This window comes from Nisaea denitrificans DSM 18348 (assembly GCF_000426505.1).
Taxonomy (GTDB): domain Bacteria; phylum Pseudomonadota; class Alphaproteobacteria; order Thalassobaculales; family Thalassobaculaceae; genus Nisaea; species Nisaea denitrificans.
The window spans coordinates 15,910-34,908 of sequence record NZ_KE384532.1 but is presented as its reverse complement, the minus strand read 5'-3'; the positions used below and the strand labels follow the sequence as shown (position 1 = coordinate 34,908).

General features: G+C 62.1%; 15 protein-coding genes. 3 read left to right on the top strand and 12 right to left on the bottom strand.

Translation table 11 applies throughout. From position 1 onward, the window contains the following. Positions 1-12 precede the first annotated feature (12 nt). The 5 genes from K328_RS0119940 to K328_RS25110 form a co-directional block, all read right to left on the bottom strand. Positions 13-2,883, bottom strand: coding sequence for a formate dehydrogenase subunit alpha (locus K328_RS0119940; protein WP_028467472.1), 2,871 nt, complete (start codon positions 2,881-2,883; stop codon positions 13-15). A gap of 111 nt (positions 2,884-2,994) precedes the next feature. Next, positions 2,995-3,189 carry a twin-arginine translocation signal domain-containing protein gene (locus tag K328_RS0119935; protein WP_028467471.1) on the bottom strand — a complete coding sequence of 65 codons (195 nt, stop codon included), beginning with the start codon at positions 3,187-3,189 and terminating at the stop codon, positions 2,995-2,997. A gap of 87 nt (positions 3,190-3,276) precedes the next feature. Further along, positions 3,277-3,879 carry a TorD/DmsD family molecular chaperone gene (locus K328_RS0119930; protein ID WP_028467470.1) on the bottom strand — a complete coding sequence of 201 codons (603 nt, stop codon included), beginning with the start codon at positions 3,877-3,879 and terminating at the stop codon, positions 3,277-3,279. Positions 3,880-4,049: 170 nt separating this feature from the next. After that, a complete protein-coding gene (locus K328_RS26115; RefSeq protein WP_051285246.1) occupies positions 4,050-4,745 on the bottom strand; it encodes a DUF3306 domain-containing protein in 696 nt (231 codons plus the stop codon). Beyond that, complete coding sequence (locus K328_RS25110) at positions 4,738-5,283, bottom strand: DUF3305 domain-containing protein (RefSeq protein ID WP_036555251.1); 546 nt, start codon at positions 5,281-5,283, stop codon at positions 4,738-4,740. Before K328_RS25110 ends, K328_RS26115 begins: the two co-directional genes overlap by 8 nt. A gap of 120 nt (positions 5,284-5,403) precedes the next feature. On the opposite strand from K328_RS25110, the gene K328_RS25105 reads away from it, so the two are divergent. Then, positions 5,404-7,434 carry a 4Fe-4S binding protein gene (locus tag K328_RS25105; protein WP_036555249.1) on the top strand — a complete coding sequence of 677 codons (2,031 nt, stop codon included), beginning with the start codon at positions 5,404-5,406 and terminating at the stop codon, positions 7,432-7,434. Positions 7,435-7,455: 21 nt separating this feature from the next. On the opposite strand, the gene K328_RS0119910 is transcribed toward K328_RS25105, so the two are convergent. Genes K328_RS0119910 through K328_RS25100 form a run of 4 tightly spaced genes read right to left on the bottom strand, consistent with a single transcriptional unit; the run spans position 7,456 to position 9,765 of the window. After that, on the bottom strand, positions 7,456-7,743 hold the full coding sequence (locus K328_RS0119910; protein ID WP_028467469.1) for a hypothetical protein: 288 nt from the start codon (positions 7,741-7,743) through the stop codon (positions 7,456-7,458). 5 nt (positions 7,744-7,748) lie between these two features. Continuing rightward, positions 7,749-7,955, bottom strand: coding sequence for a DUF6494 family protein (locus K328_RS0119905; protein ID WP_028467468.1), 207 nt, complete (start codon positions 7,953-7,955; stop codon positions 7,749-7,751). Between the two features lie 12 nt (positions 7,956-7,967). Continuing rightward, a complete protein-coding gene (locus K328_RS0119900) occupies positions 7,968-8,999 on the bottom strand; it encodes a DUF6352 family protein (protein ID WP_028467467.1) in 1,032 nt (343 codons plus the stop codon). Positions 9,000-9,012: 13 nt separating this feature from the next. Then, entirely contained in the window at positions 9,013-9,765 is a 753-nt protein-coding gene (locus K328_RS25100) for a biotin/lipoate--protein ligase family protein (RefSeq protein ID WP_051285244.1), read from the bottom strand. On the opposite strand from K328_RS25100, the gene K328_RS0119890 reads away from it, so the two are divergent. Further along, positions 9,724-12,087 (top strand): tetratricopeptide repeat protein, encoded by a 2,364-nt coding sequence (locus tag K328_RS0119890; RefSeq protein ID WP_084608441.1) that lies wholly within the window; start codon positions 9,724-9,726, stop codon positions 12,085-12,087. The two genes, K328_RS25100 and K328_RS0119890, sit on opposite strands and share 42 nt — an antisense overlap. Here the strand turns inward: K328_RS0119890 and K328_RS26110 are convergent. From K328_RS26110 to K328_RS0119875, 3 genes are all read right to left on the bottom strand, one after another. After that, positions 12,068-12,610, bottom strand: a complete 543-nt coding sequence (locus K328_RS26110; RefSeq protein ID WP_051285242.1) for a cupin domain-containing protein — start codon at positions 12,608-12,610, stop codon at positions 12,068-12,070. The two genes, K328_RS0119890 and K328_RS26110, sit on opposite strands and share 20 nt — an antisense overlap. Before the next feature lie 133 nt (positions 12,611-12,743). Further along, positions 12,744-14,219 (bottom strand): D-glycero-beta-D-manno-heptose-7-phosphate kinase, encoded by a 1,476-nt coding sequence (rfaE1, locus tag K328_RS0119880; protein ID WP_028467465.1) that lies wholly within the window; start codon positions 14,217-14,219, stop codon positions 12,744-12,746. Further along, positions 14,220-14,804: a D-sedoheptulose 7-phosphate isomerase gene (locus K328_RS0119875; protein WP_028467464.1), complete on the bottom strand. Its 585-nt coding sequence runs from the start codon at positions 14,802-14,804 to the stop codon at positions 14,220-14,222. Between the two features lie 383 nt (positions 14,805-15,187). Here K328_RS0119875 and K328_RS26880 point away from each other — a divergent pair. Further along, positions 15,188-18,999 (top strand): calcium-binding protein (locus K328_RS26880; RefSeq protein WP_036555247.1); only part of this gene is annotated, 3,812 nt, incomplete at its 3' end.

The window sequence follows — 18,999 nt, the reverse complement described above, 5'->3', positions numbered from 1 at the left end:
TGTTTCGCTCCCTTACGCAGGCTCAATACGACACAGGGTCGCTTTGGTTTCCTGCATCTGCGTGACCGAATCGTAGCCGTAGGTCTGCGCAGTGTTTGACGATTCGCCGAGGACATAGGGATCCGCACCGTCCGGATACTTGCTCCGGAGATCCTTGCCCTGGAAATGCCCGCCGAAGTGGAACGGCATAAAGGCAACGCCCGAGCCAACCCGTTCGGTGACCATCGCCTTGACCTTGACCTTGCCGTTCTCCGGACCGGTCAGCCAGACCATCTGACCATCCCTGATGCCGTAGTTGTTGGCATCACGCGGGTTGATCTCGACGAACATGTCTTGCTGCAATTCGGCCAGCCACGGGTTGGACCGGGTTTCTTCACCGCCGCCCTCATATTCGACCAGACGGCCGGACGTGAGGATGATCGGGAAGTCCTTGGAGAAGTCGTTCTTCTGGATCGACGCATAGAGCGTCGGCAGACGATACGCTTTCCTGTCCTCGTAGGTCGGGTAATCCGCCACGAGGTCCCGCCGCGAGGTGTAGAGCGGTTCACGATGGAGCGGCACCGGATCCGGGAAGGTCCAGACCACGGCACGTGCCTTCGCGTTGCCGAACGGTGAGCATTCGTGAGCGATCGCAACACGCTGGATACCGCCGGAAAGGTCGGTCTTCCAGTTTGTCTTGTCGCCGGAAATGCCTTCGATCGTCTTCCGCTCTTCGTCGGTCAGATCCTTGTCCCAGCCAAGCTTTTTCAGCATGGCCATGGTGAATTCCGGATATCCGTCCTTCAGATCCGAATTGGCGCCATAGGAATCGACCGCCAACAGATTCTCGCCGTTCCGTTCGACACCGAACCGGGCGCGGAAGGTAAGTCCCCCCTCGGAAACCGGTTTCGACGGATCGTAGAGGATCGGCGTGCCCGGATGGTTCATCTCCGGAGTACCCCAGCACGGCCACGGCATGCCGTAGTAATCGCCATCGCACGGACCGCCCTTCGCCTGAAGAGAGGTCTTGTCGAAGGTGTGCTGGTTGGCCATGTGCTTGCGCAGCCGTTCCGGCGTCTGGCCGGTATAGCCGATGGTCCACATGCCCTTGTTGATTTCGGCAGTGATGTCCTCGACGTAAGGCTCCTTGCCGTTGACCTTGATGTTCTTGAACATCTGATCGGCCATGCCGAACTTCTCGGCGAAGAGATACATGATCTCATGGTCGGTCTTCGATTCGAAGAGCGGTTCCACCACCTTGTCGCGCCACTGGATGGAGCGGTTGGAGGCCGTCACCGAGCCGTAGGTCTCGAACTGCGTGGCTGCCGGGAGCAGGTAGACCCCGTCCTTGCGGTCATGCAGAACTGCCGAAACAGTCGGGTATGGATCGACGACGACGAGGAGATCGAGTTTCTCCATCGCCTTCTTCATTTCGACCATACGGGTCTGCGAGTTCGGCGCGTGGCCCCAAAGCACCATGGCACGGACATTATTGGGCTGGTCCATGTTGGCTTTGTCTTCAAGCACGCCGTCGATCCAGCGCGACACCGGAATGCCGCTGGATTCCATCAGCTTCTTGTCGGCGAACCGGCCGAGCATGTAGTCGTAATCGACATCCCAGACCCGGGACCAGTGCTTCCAGGCACCGGTGCTGAGACCGTAATAGCCCGGCAGGGTGTGGGACAGCACGCCAAGATCGGTCGCGCCCTGGACGTTGTCGTGGCCGCGGAAGATGTTGGTGCCGCCACCGGCCTTGCCCATGTTCCCGAGCGCGAGCTGCAGGATGCAGTAGGCACGAGTGTTGTTGTTGCCGTTGGTGTGCTGGGTGCCGCCCATGCACCAGATCACGGTGCCCGGACGGTTATTGACCAGCGTCCGCGCAACCCGGCGCATCTGCGAGCCCGGCACCCCGGTAACCCGCTCGGTCTCTTCCGGCGTCCACTTCTTCACTTCGGCCCGGATCTCTTCCATGCCCCAGACACGCTGGCGGATGAATTCCTTGTCTTCCCAGCCATTCTCGAAGATGTGCCAGAGCAGGCCCCAGATCAGCCCGACGTCCGAGCCCGGACGGAACCGGACATATTCGGACGCGTGCGCCGCGGTCCGCGTGAAGCGCGGGTCGCAGACGATCAGCGGTGCGTTGTTCTGTTCCTTCGCGCGCAGCAGGTGCAGCAGCGAGACCGGGTGGGCCTCCGCCGGGTTCCCGCCGATCACGAAGATGGCACGACTGTTGTGGATGTCGTTGTAGCTGTTCGTCATCGCGCCGTAGCCCCAGGTGTTTGCAACACCCGCGACCGTGGTCGAGTGACAGATACGCGCCTGATGGTCTCCGTTATTGGAGCCCCAGAAGGCGTAGAATTTACGGAACAGGTAGGCCTGTTCGTTGCTGTGTTTGGCGGAACCGAGCCAGTACACCGAATCCGGGCCACTTTCTTCCCGGATCTTCAGCATCTGGTCGCCGATATCGCTGATCGCCTGTTCCCAGCTGACCTTCTGGTACTTACCGTTGACCAGCTTCATCGGATATTTCAGGCGGCGCTCACCGTGCGCGTGCTCGCGTACCGCAGCGCCCTTGGCGCAATGAGCCCCGAGATTGAAGGGGCTGTCGAAGCCCGGCTCCTGACCGATCCACACGCCATTCCGCACTTCCGCCTCGACGGTGCAACCGACGGAGCAGTGAGTACAGACCGACCGGATCTTCTCGATACCGGCCAGCGGATTGGCTTGTGCTTCGGCTTTCTTGATCATGCCGCCGCCGAGAGCGGATGCGGCGGCAAGGCCACCGACTGTAATTCCGGAGCGTCGCAGGAACGTTCTCCGGTCGATCGCGCTGCCGGCCTGGCCGGTCACTGCACGCGACATGCGGGGCGATCCAGATCGCCCGCTCGTCTTCTTCATCAACATATCGTTCTCCCGAACATTACGGCCTCTTTATCGACCGCTTATGTTTCAGCAGGCGCCCCAGCATGTGGCGCCCCGGGCCTCCCAAGTGAGAGGACCCTCCCCGTCTTGCCCCTAGAAGCGCGACAGAGCGTAGGCCGTCTTCACATGCGCGGTTTCCCTGTAGCCGGCACTGACCTTTTCGGGCCGCGATGCGGCCTCGGCAGGTTTCTGCGCCCCGGCAATCACCGCAGCGCCGGCTGCAGCGCCGATGCCCGACAATTTCAGGAAATCACGGCGTGTGGATTCGGGCTTTTTTGCTTTCGCCATCACCAACTCCGTTCTGCTCCGCACGGGTCCGATATGTTGATCCGCCACCGGCCCGTGCCCGGCTGCGGGAAATCACTTCCCGGCGCCCTACTCGAGCATCCGAAACGACTCGATCTCGATCTCCATGAACTGCCGCCCGATTGCGCCGAGCGGCATGTAGAGGACGGACGCCTTGGCGCCTTCGAGATCTTCGAAAAATTTCACGGCCCACGGCGCCACATGCCGGTCGAAAAACTCCACCTGGCGCTCCAGGTGGCAGGCCGGACCGAAATCTCCGCGAATCATCCCGGCCATCACATCGCAGATGGCCGCAATATGATCCTCGGGCTCTTTGACATCATCGGCGCGCGCAACACCAAGCCGCGCAAGATCGTCACGCAGTTCGGCCAGCGGCTTTTCGTTGAGGAAACCTGTCAGATAGAAGGAGCCATGGGGCACCAGCTCGCCGCGGCCCACTCCGTAGAACAGCTTGTGGAATTCTTCATCGGCGGTCTCGACCGTCGCAGCACGCGCAGCAGCCGCGAAAGCGGCGACGGATTTGCCGAGCGGCGTGTCGTCGCCTTCGAAACTACGGGCAATATCGAGACCGTCCTGATGCGGCGGACGCGCAAGGAAATGCGCAAGCAGACCGTACCAGTGCGCTCTGACGGCGTCTTCTTCTGACACCAGACTTCGGGCGGTATCTGTCACCGACCCACTCTCCCTGACGTGCCCGCGTAATCCGATAGGAATCGCAAGCTTCGTTGCAACGGCTTAGTGCCGCTCTTTAGAATGATTAAAGTACGCGCGCCCAGTCGATAAGTCCATATGAACACACGCACTGGTGCAAAGGTTTTCCACACTGCGAACGACGCCGCGGGTTATTCGAGGTCTCCGTTACCGACCTCTTCAGCTTCATCCTCGCCCTGAACGGCATCTCCGGAGCCTGGAACGGAGCTGCTGTTTTCCGCAGTTTCGGAGTGTTCGGCCGCCGCCAGCCGCCGTGCCTCTTCATCCTCCGACCCATCTTCAACTTCGGCATCTTCAGTTTGAGCATCTTCGGCTTGGGCGTCTTTGGTCTGGGTATCTTCAACCTGGACGTCTTCCTCATCCGGTTTCTCGGCGAGTTCCTCGTCGGTCATGAACCCCTTGCCGACCCGATAGGCCGTCTGCATGCCTTCGATCACCATGGCGGAATCGGTAAAATCCCCACCGTAATCGACCAGACCATCGACATTCGCCAGCACCGGATTGGTACGCCATAGAGCCTGCAAGGCACGGCGGCGCAGGAACTCGGGAACCTTGCTCTCCATGAAGGGTGTGAAATCGCTCTCCGCATCAAGCGTTGCGATGTCCGGCAGGCCGTCGATCACCTCCTGCTCTTCCTCGGTCAGAGGGCGCTCGTCTCCATTGACCAGAGCCGGGAGCTGATCGTCCGGCGCTTCATCGGGGAGAACCGGCGCCGCGCCGCCGCGCTTCTCGCGAGGCGTCGCCGTTTCAGCGATCCGGGCCGAGTCCTTGCGTTGCGACCAGCGGGCCAGAAAGTTTCCGCCGCCCTCGTCCTGCGTGTCAGTCAAGGCGGCGCCTCCCGGTTGCATGCCGCCCGCTATCGTCGACCCTCGGCTGGCGGGCGAACTTTTCCTGCTCATGGCGGTGGTCGCTGCGCTTGCGCTTGATGAACACCTCGTCCTCGTGGTGCGTGTCACAAAAATCCTGCACCCAGGCGATCAGCCCCTCGGGCATCGGCACGCTTTCGACGGTCTCCTCGCCTGAATCCAGATAATCCTGCGCCTCATAGGCCGAGGCCGTAGCGAGGAACGGATAAACCTCGTACGGCGAGTCCGGATCATCATCCCCCCGTAGCACGACATAGACCGACGGCTGGCCCGACAGGTTCACTTTGTAGGATTCGGTTTCTTTTCGGTACAGGGTCAGCGGAAGCGTCGCCGCATGAAAACGCTCAAACCCGTCGCCTTGGTCAAGCAAAGTCCATTCACTGACGTCCGGCGCCCCGACGATTACGGAGACCGCGTTCCAGCGATGATCCTGCCAGGGATTGTCGATTTTCCGGCGCTCGAGCACCACTCCAACCGGTATGGTCCGGCTGCGTTCCATTTCCACTCCTTGGATTCTCCAGACGGCGCCATTGCCCCGGCCGCGCCGTATTGCAAATATGTGTATCAAAAGTGCGCGCTGAAAAGACTGAAACATATAAAGCGCACGGGAGAGAGAAATATGGCCACCGAAAGCGGGCGGCTGCTGGTCTGCAATTGCAATCAGACCATGCCCCTGGAGTCCGTCGCGCGCGCAGTTATGCAAGGCGATGCGGCGCCCTTCATCCATTCAGCCCTGTGCCGATCCCAACTTGGAAATTTTCGCGATGCGGCAGCAGCGGGCACCCCGCTGACCGTCTGCTGTACCCAGGAAGCGCCACTGTTCAGCGAAATCGGGCAGGAAAGCGGACTGGATGAGAGCGCGTTAAGCTTCGTCAATATCCGCGAGAGGGCCGGTTGGTCCGACGAGGCCAAGGATGCCGGACCGAAGATCGCCGCACTCATCGCGGAGGCCTCGGTCGCGGGAACGCCGACAACGCAGGTATCGCTCTCTTCCGACGGGATCTGCCTGGTCTATGGTAAGGATCAGTCCGCTCTCGACGCGGCGCGGCAACTCTCGGAGCGGCTCGACGTCACCCTGCTGCTGAAAGAAAGCGACGGCATCGTGCCGCCTTCCGTCATGGATGTGCCGGTGTTTCATGGCCGGATTATCCGGACCGCCGGGCATCTCGGCGCCTTCGAAATCGGTGTCGACGATTACGCGCCGGCCAATCCGGCGAGCCGCGACGCCTTTTCCTTCGAGCGGCCGCAGAACGGCGCTGTCTCGAAATGCGACCTCATTCTCGACCTGACCGGAGAGACCCCGCTTTTCACCGGCCACGACAAGCGCGACGGTTATTTCCGCCCCGATCCGGGCGATCCGGTCGCGGTGCAGAAGGCCTTGTTCGAGCTTTCGGACATGGTCGGCGAATTCGCGAAACCGCGTTATGTGGATTTCAAAGCCGATCTCTGCGCCCATTCCCGCAGCCGCAAGACCGGCTGTTCACGCTGCATCGATGTCTGTCCGGCCGGCGCCATCAGTTCAGACGGCGATGTTGTCGCCTTCGATGCACATATTTGCGGTGGTTGCGGTGCCTGTAATTCAGTCTGTCCGACCGGCGCAGCACATTACGCCTTCCCACCAACCACAACCCTGGTCGAGCGCCTGTCCCTGCTGATGCAGGCCTATGCGGATGCCGGCGGGCGCGATGCCGCCCTCTTCGTCCACGATGCCACTGACGGTGCCCCGATAATCGACATGTCGGCCAGGTTCGGGCGCGGCTTGCCCGCCCATGTGATCCCGTTTGCCGTCACCCAGGTGACCCAGATCGGTCTTGATTTCCTGGCCGCCGCCTTTGCATTCGGCGTCGGCCGGGTGGTGCTGCACGCACACCCGCGCAAGCAGGAGGAGATCGGTGGGCTGGCGGGCCAGATCGGACTTGCCGAGACGGTCCTGACCGGGCTCGGCTTCGAGAGTGGCCGGGTCGAACTGCTGGTCGAGGCCAATCCGGACGTGGTCGAAGCCAGGCTCTGGTCAATGGAACGGTCCAAGGGCGTTGCCCCGCGTTTCTTTCTGCCCCTCGGCGGCAAGCGGGAAATCATGGATACGGCCCTCGCCCAGCTCCGCCTTGCGGCACCGACCCCGGTCGACACGATCGCCCTTCCACCCGGCGCACCGTATGGCCGGGTGAATGTGGATGTTGAGGCCTGCACGCTCTGCCTTGCCTGCGTCAGCGCCTGCCCGGCCAGCGCCCTGCTCGACAACCCGGAAGCGCCACAGCTCTCCTTCGTTGAAAGCAGCTGCGTGCAATGCGGGCTTTGCCGGAACACCTGCCCGGAAAGCGCCATCACGCTGGAGCCGCAGATCAACTTCCTGACATCAGCCAAGTCGCCAGTTGTGATGAAGGAAGAGGAGCCGTTCCATTGTGTACGTTGCGACAAGCCCTTCGCCGCGAAAAGCACCATCGACCGGATCGTCAAAACGCTGGCGGAGAAGCACTCGATGTTCGCGACGCCGGAAGCCGCCCGGCGCCTGCAGATGTGCGAGGATTGCCGCGTCGTCGACCAGTTCGAGGAAGGTAATCCGATGGCAGGCGGCGCCCGCCCGATGGTCCGCACGACAGAGGATTATCAGGCCGGAAATGTCCCCGACGAGGACGACAGCATCCACTGACCACCCGGACCTGTAGACGCGTCAGCCGCCGAACCGATCCTGGCACATGGCGGCGGCGCGTTGCTTGAAGAGGGTGTGTTTGGCATCGTCGATCACACCCTCCGCCAGCATCCGGTCAACCGGGCCATAGCGCTCCGAAAGACAGGACGCCAGTTCGGGGTTGGCCGGCACCGCCGGCTCAGCATCGCTGCCCGTGAGCACGGTCAGATCATCGCGGTGAATGTAGGCGAGTGATGCCACCGACAGGATCAAAACAAGACCCGCAACCAGACGGGCCTGCCTGCTGTCGATAAAAGGTTCGGAGGCCACGGCCGTTACTCGGTCTCGATCGCGCCGTCGATGGTCACTTCAAGACCCGCCGCCGGGATCGACAGCACAACCTTGGCATCCGCTGCAGCGCCGGGTTTCAAAGCGCCGCTCTCCACCGCCGCGCGGATCGCTGTCTCGATCTCGCGTTGACTGGTCACGCCGACCTTCTTCAGAAACTTGCGGACACTCATGTTGAAGATGTCTTCGTTCATGTCTTTTCTCCCTTACGCCGGCGCGGCCAGCGGTAAATTGACCAACAGGTTTTGCGGCTTCATCCGCAGCACGCCTTTCGCGTCCTGCGCCAATCCGAGATAGACCGGACGCCCAGCGATATCTGCGCGCATGGCTTCCGGTTGCTTGAAATCGAGCCGGAACAGCGCGATCAGGTTGACCAGAGTCTCCTCGTCCACCTCTTCACCCTTGTAGAGCGCGTTCAGGATGCCGGTCGAGGTCGCATCGAGACCGACATGCCAGACCCAGCGCTCGTCCTTGATGCTGCGCACCGGAGCCACGGAGACCTCGACGCCAAGAAAATGGGCGGCCCAGCTTTCCAGGACCCGGCACAGCGCGTCCAGACCGGGGCGGGTAAAGGTCAAATCAAGCACAGTGTCGAACCGGTCGCTCCGATCCCAATAGATCGCCGCGTTTTCCTCGGTCAGCACATCCAGCTCGACAGAGCGCAACAGGGTGTCGTTCTCCGCGATCAGGCGCTCAAGCGAACTTTGACCCTGCCCAGCCGCATGCATGTCGACGATCTCCTCGTCGGCGCACATCACGGTGCCTTCCTGCAACGTCACCCGCTGGCTACGGAACAGCAGCTCGGCGGCACGTGCGCGGATCGGGTCACTCACCCCCTCCAGCATGTTGCGGGCGACGACATGGGCAATCTGGTCGAGGAACAGCGGCGGGATGGAGACGTCGCCGGACAGAAAGGTCGAGAGATAGAAGGCTTCGAGACTGTCCGCCGCCAGCAGGGCATTGCGGAAACCGAGCACGATCTCATAATTCTCCCGTCCATCCTTATCGCCGAACGCCGACAGCTCCATTTCACTGACCGGCCTGCGCGGATCCTGCAGAAGGGCCGCATGGAGGCTGCGCTCCGTCGCACAGGATTCTTCGACCGGTGCCACTTCGGGCCGGGCGAAGATCGCGCGCAGGAAATCGTCTGTAACCGCCAGGCGGCCGTCCGCCGTCCGGTCGAGCAGCGCGTGGCCGGAGCTGATCCAGAAATCCCGTGGTGCATCCAAAACTGTCATTTACCCGCCTGCTTCAATCGAGGGACCAAGTTGGCTTGCGCAGCACATCGGTCAACGCCACCAGCGGCGTTTTCGTCTCGCCGAGAACCAGTCCGCCATTTTCATCGAGGCCAAGCAAGGTGCCTTTCCACTGGCCGCCGCCGAACCTGAGATCCACCGTCTCGCTACGCTTTGCGGCACGCGGCAACCAGTTGTCGGCAATAGGGCGGAAGCCGTCCGAGACATAGCGGTTCGTCCAGAGCAGGAAATGCCGCGAGAAACTCTCAAGCAAGCCGCCCGTGGTCAGCTCGCCGCATCCCTCGTCGAACAATGTCGTCCGCTGCAGCATCATGCCTGGCTCCGGAGCATCTGCGCGCGGCGTCATCGCAACCTCGATGCTGAGCACAGCCCAGTCCGGCACGGGATCGTCAGCCAGATTTTCCCACGCGGACGGATCCACCGTGAGACGAACCCCTCCGGCCAGACCGCCATTCACGATCAGCCGATCCGGCCAGCCAAACATGACCTCGACCTGCGGCGGGACCTGTGCGCCAAGGCAATCGCCGAGCGCGACCATCGCCACATGAACCGCCGCGAGGCTTTCGGAAAGCGGTTTATCCGGTGCCAGCACGATGGCGCAGGACATCACATCCGCACTATCGGTCCAGTACAGGTTCGCCGGATCAGCACCGTTTTTCGCCGCCTCGACGGCCAGCGCCAGAATATCGGCCTCCGCATCGTGGCGATGGGGCCGGTATATCGGCGGAAAAGTAAGCTCTTCTTGCATGTTTCACTCCCTGCCGGGAAACCTACCATGCACAGTCCGCCTGTCATCGGGAATCGCCATTGGCAGATCGGCATGATAAGCGATTCAAGTGGTTTGGCCCCGGTTGGGGGCTCATGGTGGGAAAGGAGACAAGGCGTGCAGATTCGCGAAATGCTGATCGCTGCACACAGCCTGCATCAGGCCGGCCGAATCGCCGAGGCCATATCCGGATATCGTCGTGCGCTCTGCGCATTGCCCAGCGAAGCAGACAGCTGGCACCTTCTGGGAACCGCGATGCTCCAGACCGGCCATCCTGCGCCCGCCGTTCCCTGCATCAGGCGCGCCCTTGCCGCAGCGCCCGGGCGGCACGATTTCCGGCTCAATCTCGGCTTTGCCATGATCGACAGCGGGGCTGCCGAGGCCGCCGTGTCGGCGCTGGCCGCCGGGTGCGCCAGCCTCTCCGGCCATGCTGCGTTCTGGAACGCATGCGCATCCGCCAAAAAGCAGGCGGGAGATCCGTCCGGCGCCACTCTGGCGCTCCACAAAGCGATACTCCTCGAACCCGGCGATTCTGCATCCGCCTATAATCTTGCGCTCGGCCTACAGGAGCAGAATCGCAATGAAGGTGCCCTTTGTCACTATGACCGCGCCATCGCTCTTCAGGCCTCCGGTCACATTCCCTTCGCGAACCGTGCCCAGGCGTACCGCGCGCTGAATCGCCCGGCGGAGGCCGCCCGGGATTTCAAACGCGCCCTCGTCCTTGCCCCGGCTCTCCCGGATCTGCTGAACGACCTCGGCATCGTGCTCTGGGCGAAGAAAGACAGCTCGCACGCCATCACACTCTACCGCTATGCCTTCGCTGCCGCCCCGGACAATCCGGAGATCCTGCGAAACCTTGCAAGCGCCCAGCTAAGCGCCGGAAACTACGAGACCGCGCTCGACACCTACCTTGATGCGGCGAAGCGTTTTCCCTCGGTGCCTGCCTTCACAGTCCGAAGAGCCTTCGCCCTGCCGGTTATTCCCCGGGATGTGCCGCAGATAGATGCCGCGCGCGAGAAGATAGCCGCATTCCTCAACTCTCCGGAAGCCCGGCGCATCCAGCTTACGGACCCGCTCAACCAGATTGGCGCCGCCAATTTCTATCTCGTCTATCACGGTCGCAACGACCGGGATCTGGCGGTCGGTATCAGCAAATTCTACCGGCATGCCTGCCCGATGCTTAACTTCACCGCCCCGCATGCAGACGACGGCCCGCCGCCCGCAACCCGCAGGATTCGCCTTGGAATCTGTTCAACGCATCTTGCCGGGCACACGATCGGCGCCGTGTTCGGCAATCTGGTGACCGGGATCGACCGGGAGCGCTTCACGCTCACCTTGCTGCGCCCGCCCGGCCTTCGGGATGCGGCGGCAGCGGAGATTGCCTCCCGGTTCGATGAGGTGGTGGAACTGCCGGCGAATATCGCTCAAGCGGCGGAGATCGCGGCGGCCTGCCGTCTCGATGCGCTGCTCTATACCGATATCGGTATGGAGCCCTTCACGTACTTCCTCGCCCACACACGACTGGCACCGGTGCAATGGGTCACCTGGGGCCATCCCGTAACCACCGGCATCAGCACCGTGGACGCCTATCTCTCTCCGGACTATTTTGAGCCAGAGGGTGCGGAAGCGCATTATTCGGAGCGTCTGGTGCGCAGCCCGAGCATTCCGATGAATTACCGGGACGAGCCCGCGCCGCCGGCCGGCGCGAAATCCGATTTCGGCCTGCCGGACAATCGGCCGCTTTATCTCTGTCCGCAAAATCTCTTCAAGTTGCATCCGGAGTTCGACCTCTGGCTCGGCGAGATTCTGAAAGCAGACCCGTGCGGCATGATCGGCTTGATCGGGGGCGCGAACATCGCATGGACAGAACGGGTGAAGGCCCGGCTCGCTCCCGTCCTGGGGGCTGACATGGAACGGGTGCGGTTTGTGCCGTTCCTTCCAAAGGCCGACTATATGCGGCTGCTAGGCGCTGCAGAGGTCATGTTGGACCCGATCCATTTCGGCGGCAGCAACACCACGCTCGGAGGGTTTGCAGCGGGAACGCCTGCTATCACCTGGCCAAGCGGCTACATGCGTGGGCGCATGACCATGGGGCTTTACCGGACAATGGGCATCGAGGATTGCATCGCTTCAGGGCGCGCGGACTATGCGGCGAGGGCAACGGAGATCGCCAACAACCCGACGATGCGGGCGGACATTGTCTCCCGTATCCGGGCCGCCCGCCCGTCCGTTGTCGAAACGGCGGGCGCGGCCCGGGATCTTGGTAACTTGCTTGCGAACGCGGTCAGCTCGCGGAGCGGTTAGCGATGAACATGGCTTTACCAGTTTCCATGTCATAACGCAGCCGCGGCTCGTTCTCCAGCGGCCGCCCTGTCACCCGCACAAAGCAGGCCTGGGCCGGATAATCGATCGCGTGAATGGCCCGCACATCGTAAAGACCGGCCTGACCCGGCGCGAGCCTGTAGGTCTTTACATGCTCGATCTTCACGTCGCCATCGCCGTCGCCGCCATCGGCCCGGCTGAACTCGCTCATGTCGGTGTATTCCTTGGCCTGACCGTAGATTGCCCAAGAGGTACCGTGGTCGTGCGGTGGCGAGGCATGCGGTTTGTCATTCACATGGGCCAGAACGACAAATTCGAGCTCATCATCACGGTAAAGCTCCGTCACGCCGATCGGTGCGTCCTTGCCGCAAACGTCCTCGACAAAAGCCTGGTTCATTAGCAGCTTTTCGAGGTTCTTGCGGACTGCTTCCCGGCCTGCGGGACTGTTGTCGCGCGCCAGAGCGTCATGGCTTTCGCGACAGAATTCGTCCAGACCGTATGCCATCGGAGATCTCCCTCTAGAATTCTTTTAGGCCTCCCCGATTTGGTTCCGGGCGGAACGGGGGAGTGCAATCAGGTTCGGTATTCTTGCCCCGATAGGGCAGGAACGCAACGGGGCCGATCAGGATACAACCGGATTACCGGCCCTCGTTCATCCGGGCGATGGTCGCCGTGGTGCTGTGGCCGTCCTCGAGCCCGGCCAGCACGACTTTTCCGCCATAGGATTGAACGAAATCGGCTCCGACCACGGTCTCGACCGTATAGTCGGCGCCTTTCACCAGCACGTCGGGACGGATCATCTCGATCAGTTCCTGCGGCGTATCCTCGCTGAAAATCGCGATCCCATCCACCGACGCGAGAGACGCCAATACCGACGCGCGCGCGGCCTCCGACTGCACCGGGCGGGCTGGGCCTTTAAGACGTGATACCGAGGCATCGCTGTTCAGGCCCACGATCAGCCGATCACACGCGGCCTTGGCCTGGCGCATCAGGGAAACGTGCCCCGGATGCAGCAGGTCGAAACAGCCATTCGTAAAGCCCACCTTGAGGCCCTGCTTGCGCCACTCTTCCGCCCGCTTGGCAATCATATCGGGCGACGCGACCTTGACCTCGCCCTGCAGCAGATCGTGAGCCCGGAATGCGGCCGCCAGTTCAGAGGCATAGGCCACTGCGGTACCCATCTTGCCAACCACAATCCCGGCAGCCGCATTCGCCAGCTCGATCCCCTCGGCAACGGGAATTCCGCGGCCAAGGGATGCCGCGAGCACCGCAACAACCGTATCGCCAGCGCCCGAAACATCGAAGACTTCCCGCGCCACCGCGTCGAAATGCAGCGGCTCATCATCCGGGTTGCCGGACACATAGGTCATGCCGTCCTGGCTCCGGGTAACGAGCACAGCTCCGATCCCCGCGGTCTCGATGATGTGCCGCGCGGCCGCCACGATTTCATCGGTCGATCCGGCTGGCATACCGCTCGCTTCGGACAGCTCGCGCCTGTTAGGCGTGATGGCCGTTGCGCCGCGATAACGCGTGTAGTCCGTGCCTTTCGGATCAACAATGATCGGGCGGCCCTTGTTCCGAGCCGCCGAAATCAGCGCTCCCAGAATGGAATCCGTCAGCAGCCCCTTGCCATAGTCCGACAGCACAAGCGCAGAAGAGTCTTCGAGATCGGCAACGGCCCGGGAGATCAGGTCTTCCTCGAGACCGGCATCAATCGCATGCACATTCTCCTGATCCGCGCGCAGCAATTGCTGCGCGCCGGCGACATACCGGGTCTTGATCGTCGTCTCACGTCCAGGAACCGTCAGCAGGTGACTTTCAACGCCCGGCTCTTCCGCCACCAGACCGGTCAGCTCCCGTCCAGCCGCGTCGCGCCCGATCACGGAAATGAAACAGGCCTCTGCGCCAAGCGCGACCAGATTGCGGACCACGTTCCCGGCACCGCCAAGCATCGCTGTCTCGCGCTCGATCCGCAGAACCGGGACCGGTGCTTCCGGCGAGATCCGGTCGACCGCCCCGTAGACAAACCGGTCAAGCATGGCATCGCCGACACAGAGAAGGCGAACCCCGGAGAGGGACTCGACTTTGGCGGAGAGGTCGGAATCGTGCGTCATTTATGCCTCCACGAGGCCAAGCTGGATTTCAATAGCGCCGCAAAGCGCCTGACCGATGGTGATGTGCATTTCCTGGATTCTCGCCGCCGCGTCGTGCGGCACCATAATCAGAGGGTCCGCGAGGCCGACCATGTCTCCACCAGTCCGCCCTGCGAGGCCGGCAGCAACAAGCCCCTTTTCCCGCGCCATCCTGAGCCCCTCGATGACATTCGGCGAGCGCCCGGAAGTCGAGATGCCAATGGCGACGTCACCCGGTCGGCCAAGCGCCTCGATTTGCCTGGAGAAGAGTTTGTCAAACCCGAGATCGTTGCCCGCCGCAGTCAGCGCCGACCCGTCGGTGGTCAGAGCGATGGCTGCGATAGCCGGGCGATCCTTGATGTATCGGATTGTAAGTTCGGTCGCGAGATGCTGGGCATCGGATGCGCTGCCGCCATTTCCGAAGAACAGGATCTTGCCCCCTCCCCGGAGCGAAGAAACACAGCTCTCGGTCAGGGATGCGAACGGACCTGCCAGGCTTGCCCGAACTGCTTCGGCCACTTTCAGATGCTCGCTCAACTCGCTGTCGAAATAGGCGGTCAGGTCCATGCTGTCTCGAACTCCGGCTCTGCAGATTACGCCCATTCCAGCCGGATAAAGTACGCGGCATATAGGCAGGATCAGTCCGCGCCACCCAATTCTCGACGACGGCGCGGATGTGTTATCCCAAATGCCGCTTTCCGCATCAAGCAAACCTCTGATTCGATATATCGAAAAGAATTAGATGGCTTTTTATGCAGTTTTTCTTCACAGTTAGCAGCGTATCCCTAGAATATTGTGATACAAGCATTAATGTCGCAGAATGAGACACAAAAATGTATGCAGAATGCGCACTCGACTACGACGCTGTTCGTAATTTTTTCATCTTTTCATGCGATAAATTGCGGTTCGGTGGAACCGACACCCAACATCTGCTCTCCGCGAGAGATTAAATGGCTGAGCTGAACGGAACGAACGGAAACGACAGGTTGAATGGTACCGCAGCTGCGGACACCATCAACGGCGGTGCGGGTGCGGACACAATTGACGGTGGCGCCGGAGCGGACTCGCTCATCGGCGGCCTCGGTGATGATGTTCTGCTCGGTAGCGCCGGCGCGGAATCCTCGGTCAATGAGCTGGCCTATGACGATACGCTGGACGGCGGTGCTGGCGATGACTCGCTGCGCGGCGGCGGTGGTAACGACGTTTACGAGTTCCGGATTGGCGGCGGCCGGGACGAGATCCTCGACGAATATCACATCTATCCGAAGAACCCGCTTGGCGGCCTGCAGCCGGTCAAGCAAGTGGATGGCGGTTTCGACACGCTGCGCTTCGGCTCGGGACTATCAGCCGACGATCTCTGGATCACGGTAAGCGGCGGCGATCTTTACGTCGCCATTAAACAGCCGGGCATCGATCTGTTCGATTCCGATGATCTGGTGGTGATCCAGGGCTGGGCCGACACGGATACCCGGATCGAACAGTTCGAATTCGACGACGGAACAATCTGGACGTCGGCCGACATTCTGGAAAACATCTCCGGCTCCAACGGCGACGACACAATCGACTGGAACACCAGCGAGGAAATCACAATCTCGTCCGGAGACGGTGACGACTCGGTCAGCTCGGGTTCCGGGTCTGATTTAATCGATGGCGGAGTCGGCTCCGACACCGTGAATGCCGGCACTGGCAGTGACGCCGTTTTCGGCGGCGAGGGGGGCGACCTCCTCTTTGGCGAAGATGGCGACGATACACTCGCCGGCGGCTCTGGTGACGACACCATCGACGGCGGTGACGGCGACGACAATATCGACGGTGGGGACGGAGACGACCTGCTCCGCGGCTCCGGCGGCGAGCGCGGCAATGTCAACGAGGAAACAGGGAACGACACCCTGAGTGGCGGTGCCGGTGCTGATACCCTGCGCGGCGGCGGCGGCGACGATGTCTACCGCTATGGTGTCGGTGACGGCCAGGACCAGATTCACGACGAATATATCAACACTCAAATGGCCCCAGGCGGGCAAGTCGTCCTCTTTACCCGCGACCAGTTTGCCGGCAATGACGTTCTCTCGTTCGAGGACGGTATTACCGCAAGCGACATCTGGATCGATCTGGTCGGCGACGATCTGATCGTCGGCATCCGAGACGGTGTGTCCGACATCCTCGATTTGGACGACCAGATAACCATCATCGACTGGCGTGACTCGCTGAACCGCATCGAGACATTTGAATTCGGTGACGGCAGCCAGATGGATGTCACCGATATCCTGCAGAACATTTCCGGCAGTGCCGGAGACGATGCGCTGACATGGAGCGGTACCAACAACACCAAGATGGACGGCGCCGGCGGGGATGATTACCTCTCTGCTGCGGGAGGTAACGACACGCTTTCCGGTGGCGATGGCGACGACACCATCCGCCTCGGCAACGGCAGCAATCTGGGCGACGGCGGCGACGGCGCGGACTCGATCTACGGCGGGACCGGCAAGGACACGATCAGCGGCGGCGGAGGAGACGACTTTATCGACGGTGGCGCCGGTGAAGATGTCCTTATGGGCAATGACGGCAACGACACCATTCGCGGCAGCGCCGGCCAGCGCGGCACGATCAACGAAGCGGCCGCGAGCGACACTCTCTCCGGCGGCGCGGGCGACGACGAGTTGCGCGGCGGCGGCGGTAACGACAGCTACGTCTACCGGGCTGGAGAAGGCCGCGACACGATCCTCGACGAGTATGTTTTCACGGGCCAGTCCCCGCTCGGCGCAGTTTACTCGGCCTACGACAGAGACGGCGGAGAGGCCGACAGCCTGCAGATCGTCGGCGACGATATTCTTCAGAACACCACCTTCTCGCTCGATGGCTCGACGCTGAATGTTTCCATCTGGCAGCCCGGTGCGGCCAGCCTGGACGATTACGACGATCTCGTTCAGATCCAGCGCTGGACCGAGGATTTCCGCCGCGTCGAAGGGTTCGAGTTTACCGACGATGGCGTGACCATCACCGACGACCAGCTGATGGATGTGTTCGGCTCCATCACCAGTGGCAACGATGTCATCGATGCGGATTTCATCGGCCTCGGTTTCAATGCGGGCGCTGGCGACGATCAGGTCAATGGCAGCGCCTATGCGGACCGGTTCGAGGGCGGCGACGGTGACGACACGCTGTCGGGCGCAGGCGGAAACGACGTGCTGCTTGGCGGCGACGGCAGCGATTCCCTTGTCGGTGGTTCCGGCGACGATCTGCTGGATGGCGGCGCAGGCAGCGATACGCTTGTCGGCGGTTCCGGCGCGGACACTTTCTCGGGCACGCCCGACTCTTTCAACGGCGATCTGATCGCCGATTATGACGATCAGGACGTTCTGCGCTTCGACGATACGTTATTCTCTGAAAGCGCGGTTACGCTCACGCCCGAAAACGGCCAGACCACCGTTGAGATCGATACAGATGGCGACGGTTCGCCGAATGTGACCTTCACCGTCAATGGCGAATTCCTTGGCGCCCAGGTCATCCAGAACGGCGGCAACACCGAGCTAAAATTCAGCACGGACTCCCTTGACGATACTCTCTCCGGAACGGCCGATGACGATACGCTGAATGGCGGTGCCGGCAGCGACGATATTTCCGGCGGTGACGGCGACGATTTCCTCATCGGTGGGGACGGCAACGACACCATGGATGGCGAGGGCGGCAACGATACGCTGCTTGGCGGTCTCGGCGACGACAGCCTCGACGGCGGTGACGGCAATGACAGCGTAGACGCCGATGCCGGCGACGACACGATCGACGGCGGCGCCGGAAATGACGTTCTCGAAGGCGGCGATGGTGCGGATACGGTCAGCGGTGGCGCTGGTGACGACACGCTGGACGGCGGTGCGGACGACGATCTTGTCGTTGGCGGTTCGGGCGACGATGTGCTCGACGGCGGCAGCGGTGACGACACTGTGCTCGGCGGCGAAGGCAATGACAGCGCCGAGGGTGGTTCCGGCGAAGACACTGTGCTTGGCGGCGCGGGCGACGATACGCTCGATGGCGGCGACGGAAACGATCTGGTCGAAGGCGGCGCGGGCGACGACAGCCTTGATGGCGGCGCGGGCGACGACACGGTTCTCGGCAATACAGGTCAGGATACGCTCAACGGCGGTGACGGTAATGACAGCGTTGATGGCGGCGCCGATAACGACATTGCCTTTGGCGGCGCGGGTAACGACACCGTGCTTGGCGGAGATGGCGACGACACCCTTGATGGTGGCGACGGAAACGATCTGGTCGATGGCGGTACGGGCAACGACACGGTAACCGGCGGCGCTGGTGACGACACGGTTCTCGGCGGTGACGGCGAGGATACGCTCGGCGGCGGCGACGGTAACGACAGTCTTGATGGCGGTGCGGATAACGACACGCTGACGGCTGGCGCCGGAGACGACACATTGGTCGGCGGCAGCGGCGACGACGTTGCCGAAGGCGGCTCTGGCGACGATAGTCTGGATGGCGGCAGCGGCGATGACAGCCTGTCCGGCGATGCGGGCAACGATACGCTTGAGGGCGGTAGCGGAAACGACAGTCTTGTCGGCGGTAGCGACGACGATCTGCTGATCGGCGGCGCGGGCGACGATACGCTCAGCGGCGAAGCTGGCAACGACACGCTCTTCGGTGACGGCGTCGAAGATACCGTGATCGGCAACGACTGGAACGAATTCGACGACGAGACCCTGTCGGGCGATAGCGGTGACGACAGCGTCTCAAGCTCCGACGGCGGCGACAGCGT

Excerpts from the sequence above, each read along its gene's own strand:
- K328_RS0119940 (WP_028467472.1), bottom strand. The coding sequence starts at position 2,883 with ATGTTGATGAAGAAGACGAGCGGGCGATCTGGATCGCCCCGCATGTCG.
- K328_RS0119935 (WP_028467471.1), bottom strand. The coding sequence starts at position 3,189 with ATGGCGAAAGCAAAAAAGCCCGAATCCACACGCCGTGATTTCCTGAAA.
- K328_RS25110 (WP_036555251.1), bottom strand. The coding sequence starts at position 5,283 with ATGGAACGCAGCCGGACCATACCGGTTGGAGTGGTGCTCGAGCGCCGG.
- K328_RS25105 (WP_036555249.1), top strand. The coding sequence starts at position 5,404 with ATGGCCACCGAAAGCGGGCGGCTGCTGGTCTGCAATTGCAATCAGACC.
- K328_RS0119905 (WP_028467468.1), bottom strand. The coding sequence starts at position 7,955 with ATGAACGAAGACATCTTCAACATGAGTGTCCGCAAGTTTCTGAAGAAG.
- K328_RS0119900 (WP_028467467.1), bottom strand. The coding sequence starts at position 8,999 with ATGACAGTTTTGGATGCACCACGGGATTTCTGGATCAGCTCCGGCCAC.
- K328_RS0119890 (WP_084608441.1), top strand. The coding sequence starts at position 9,724 with ATGGGGCCGGTATATCGGCGGAAAAGTAAGCTCTTCTTGCATGTTTCA.
- K328_RS25100 (WP_051285244.1), bottom strand. The coding sequence starts at position 9,765 with ATGCAAGAAGAGCTTACTTTTCCGCCGATATACCGGCCCCATCGCCAC.
- K328_RS26110 (WP_051285242.1), bottom strand. The coding sequence starts at position 12,610 with ATGGCATACGGTCTGGACGAATTCTGTCGCGAAAGCCATGACGCTCTG.
- rfaE1 (WP_028467465.1), bottom strand. The coding sequence starts at position 14,219 with ATGACGCACGATTCCGACCTCTCCGCCAAAGTCGAGTCCCTCTCCGGG.
- K328_RS0119875 (WP_028467464.1), bottom strand. The coding sequence starts at position 14,804 with ATGGACCTGACCGCCTATTTCGACAGCGAGTTGAGCGAGCATCTGAAA.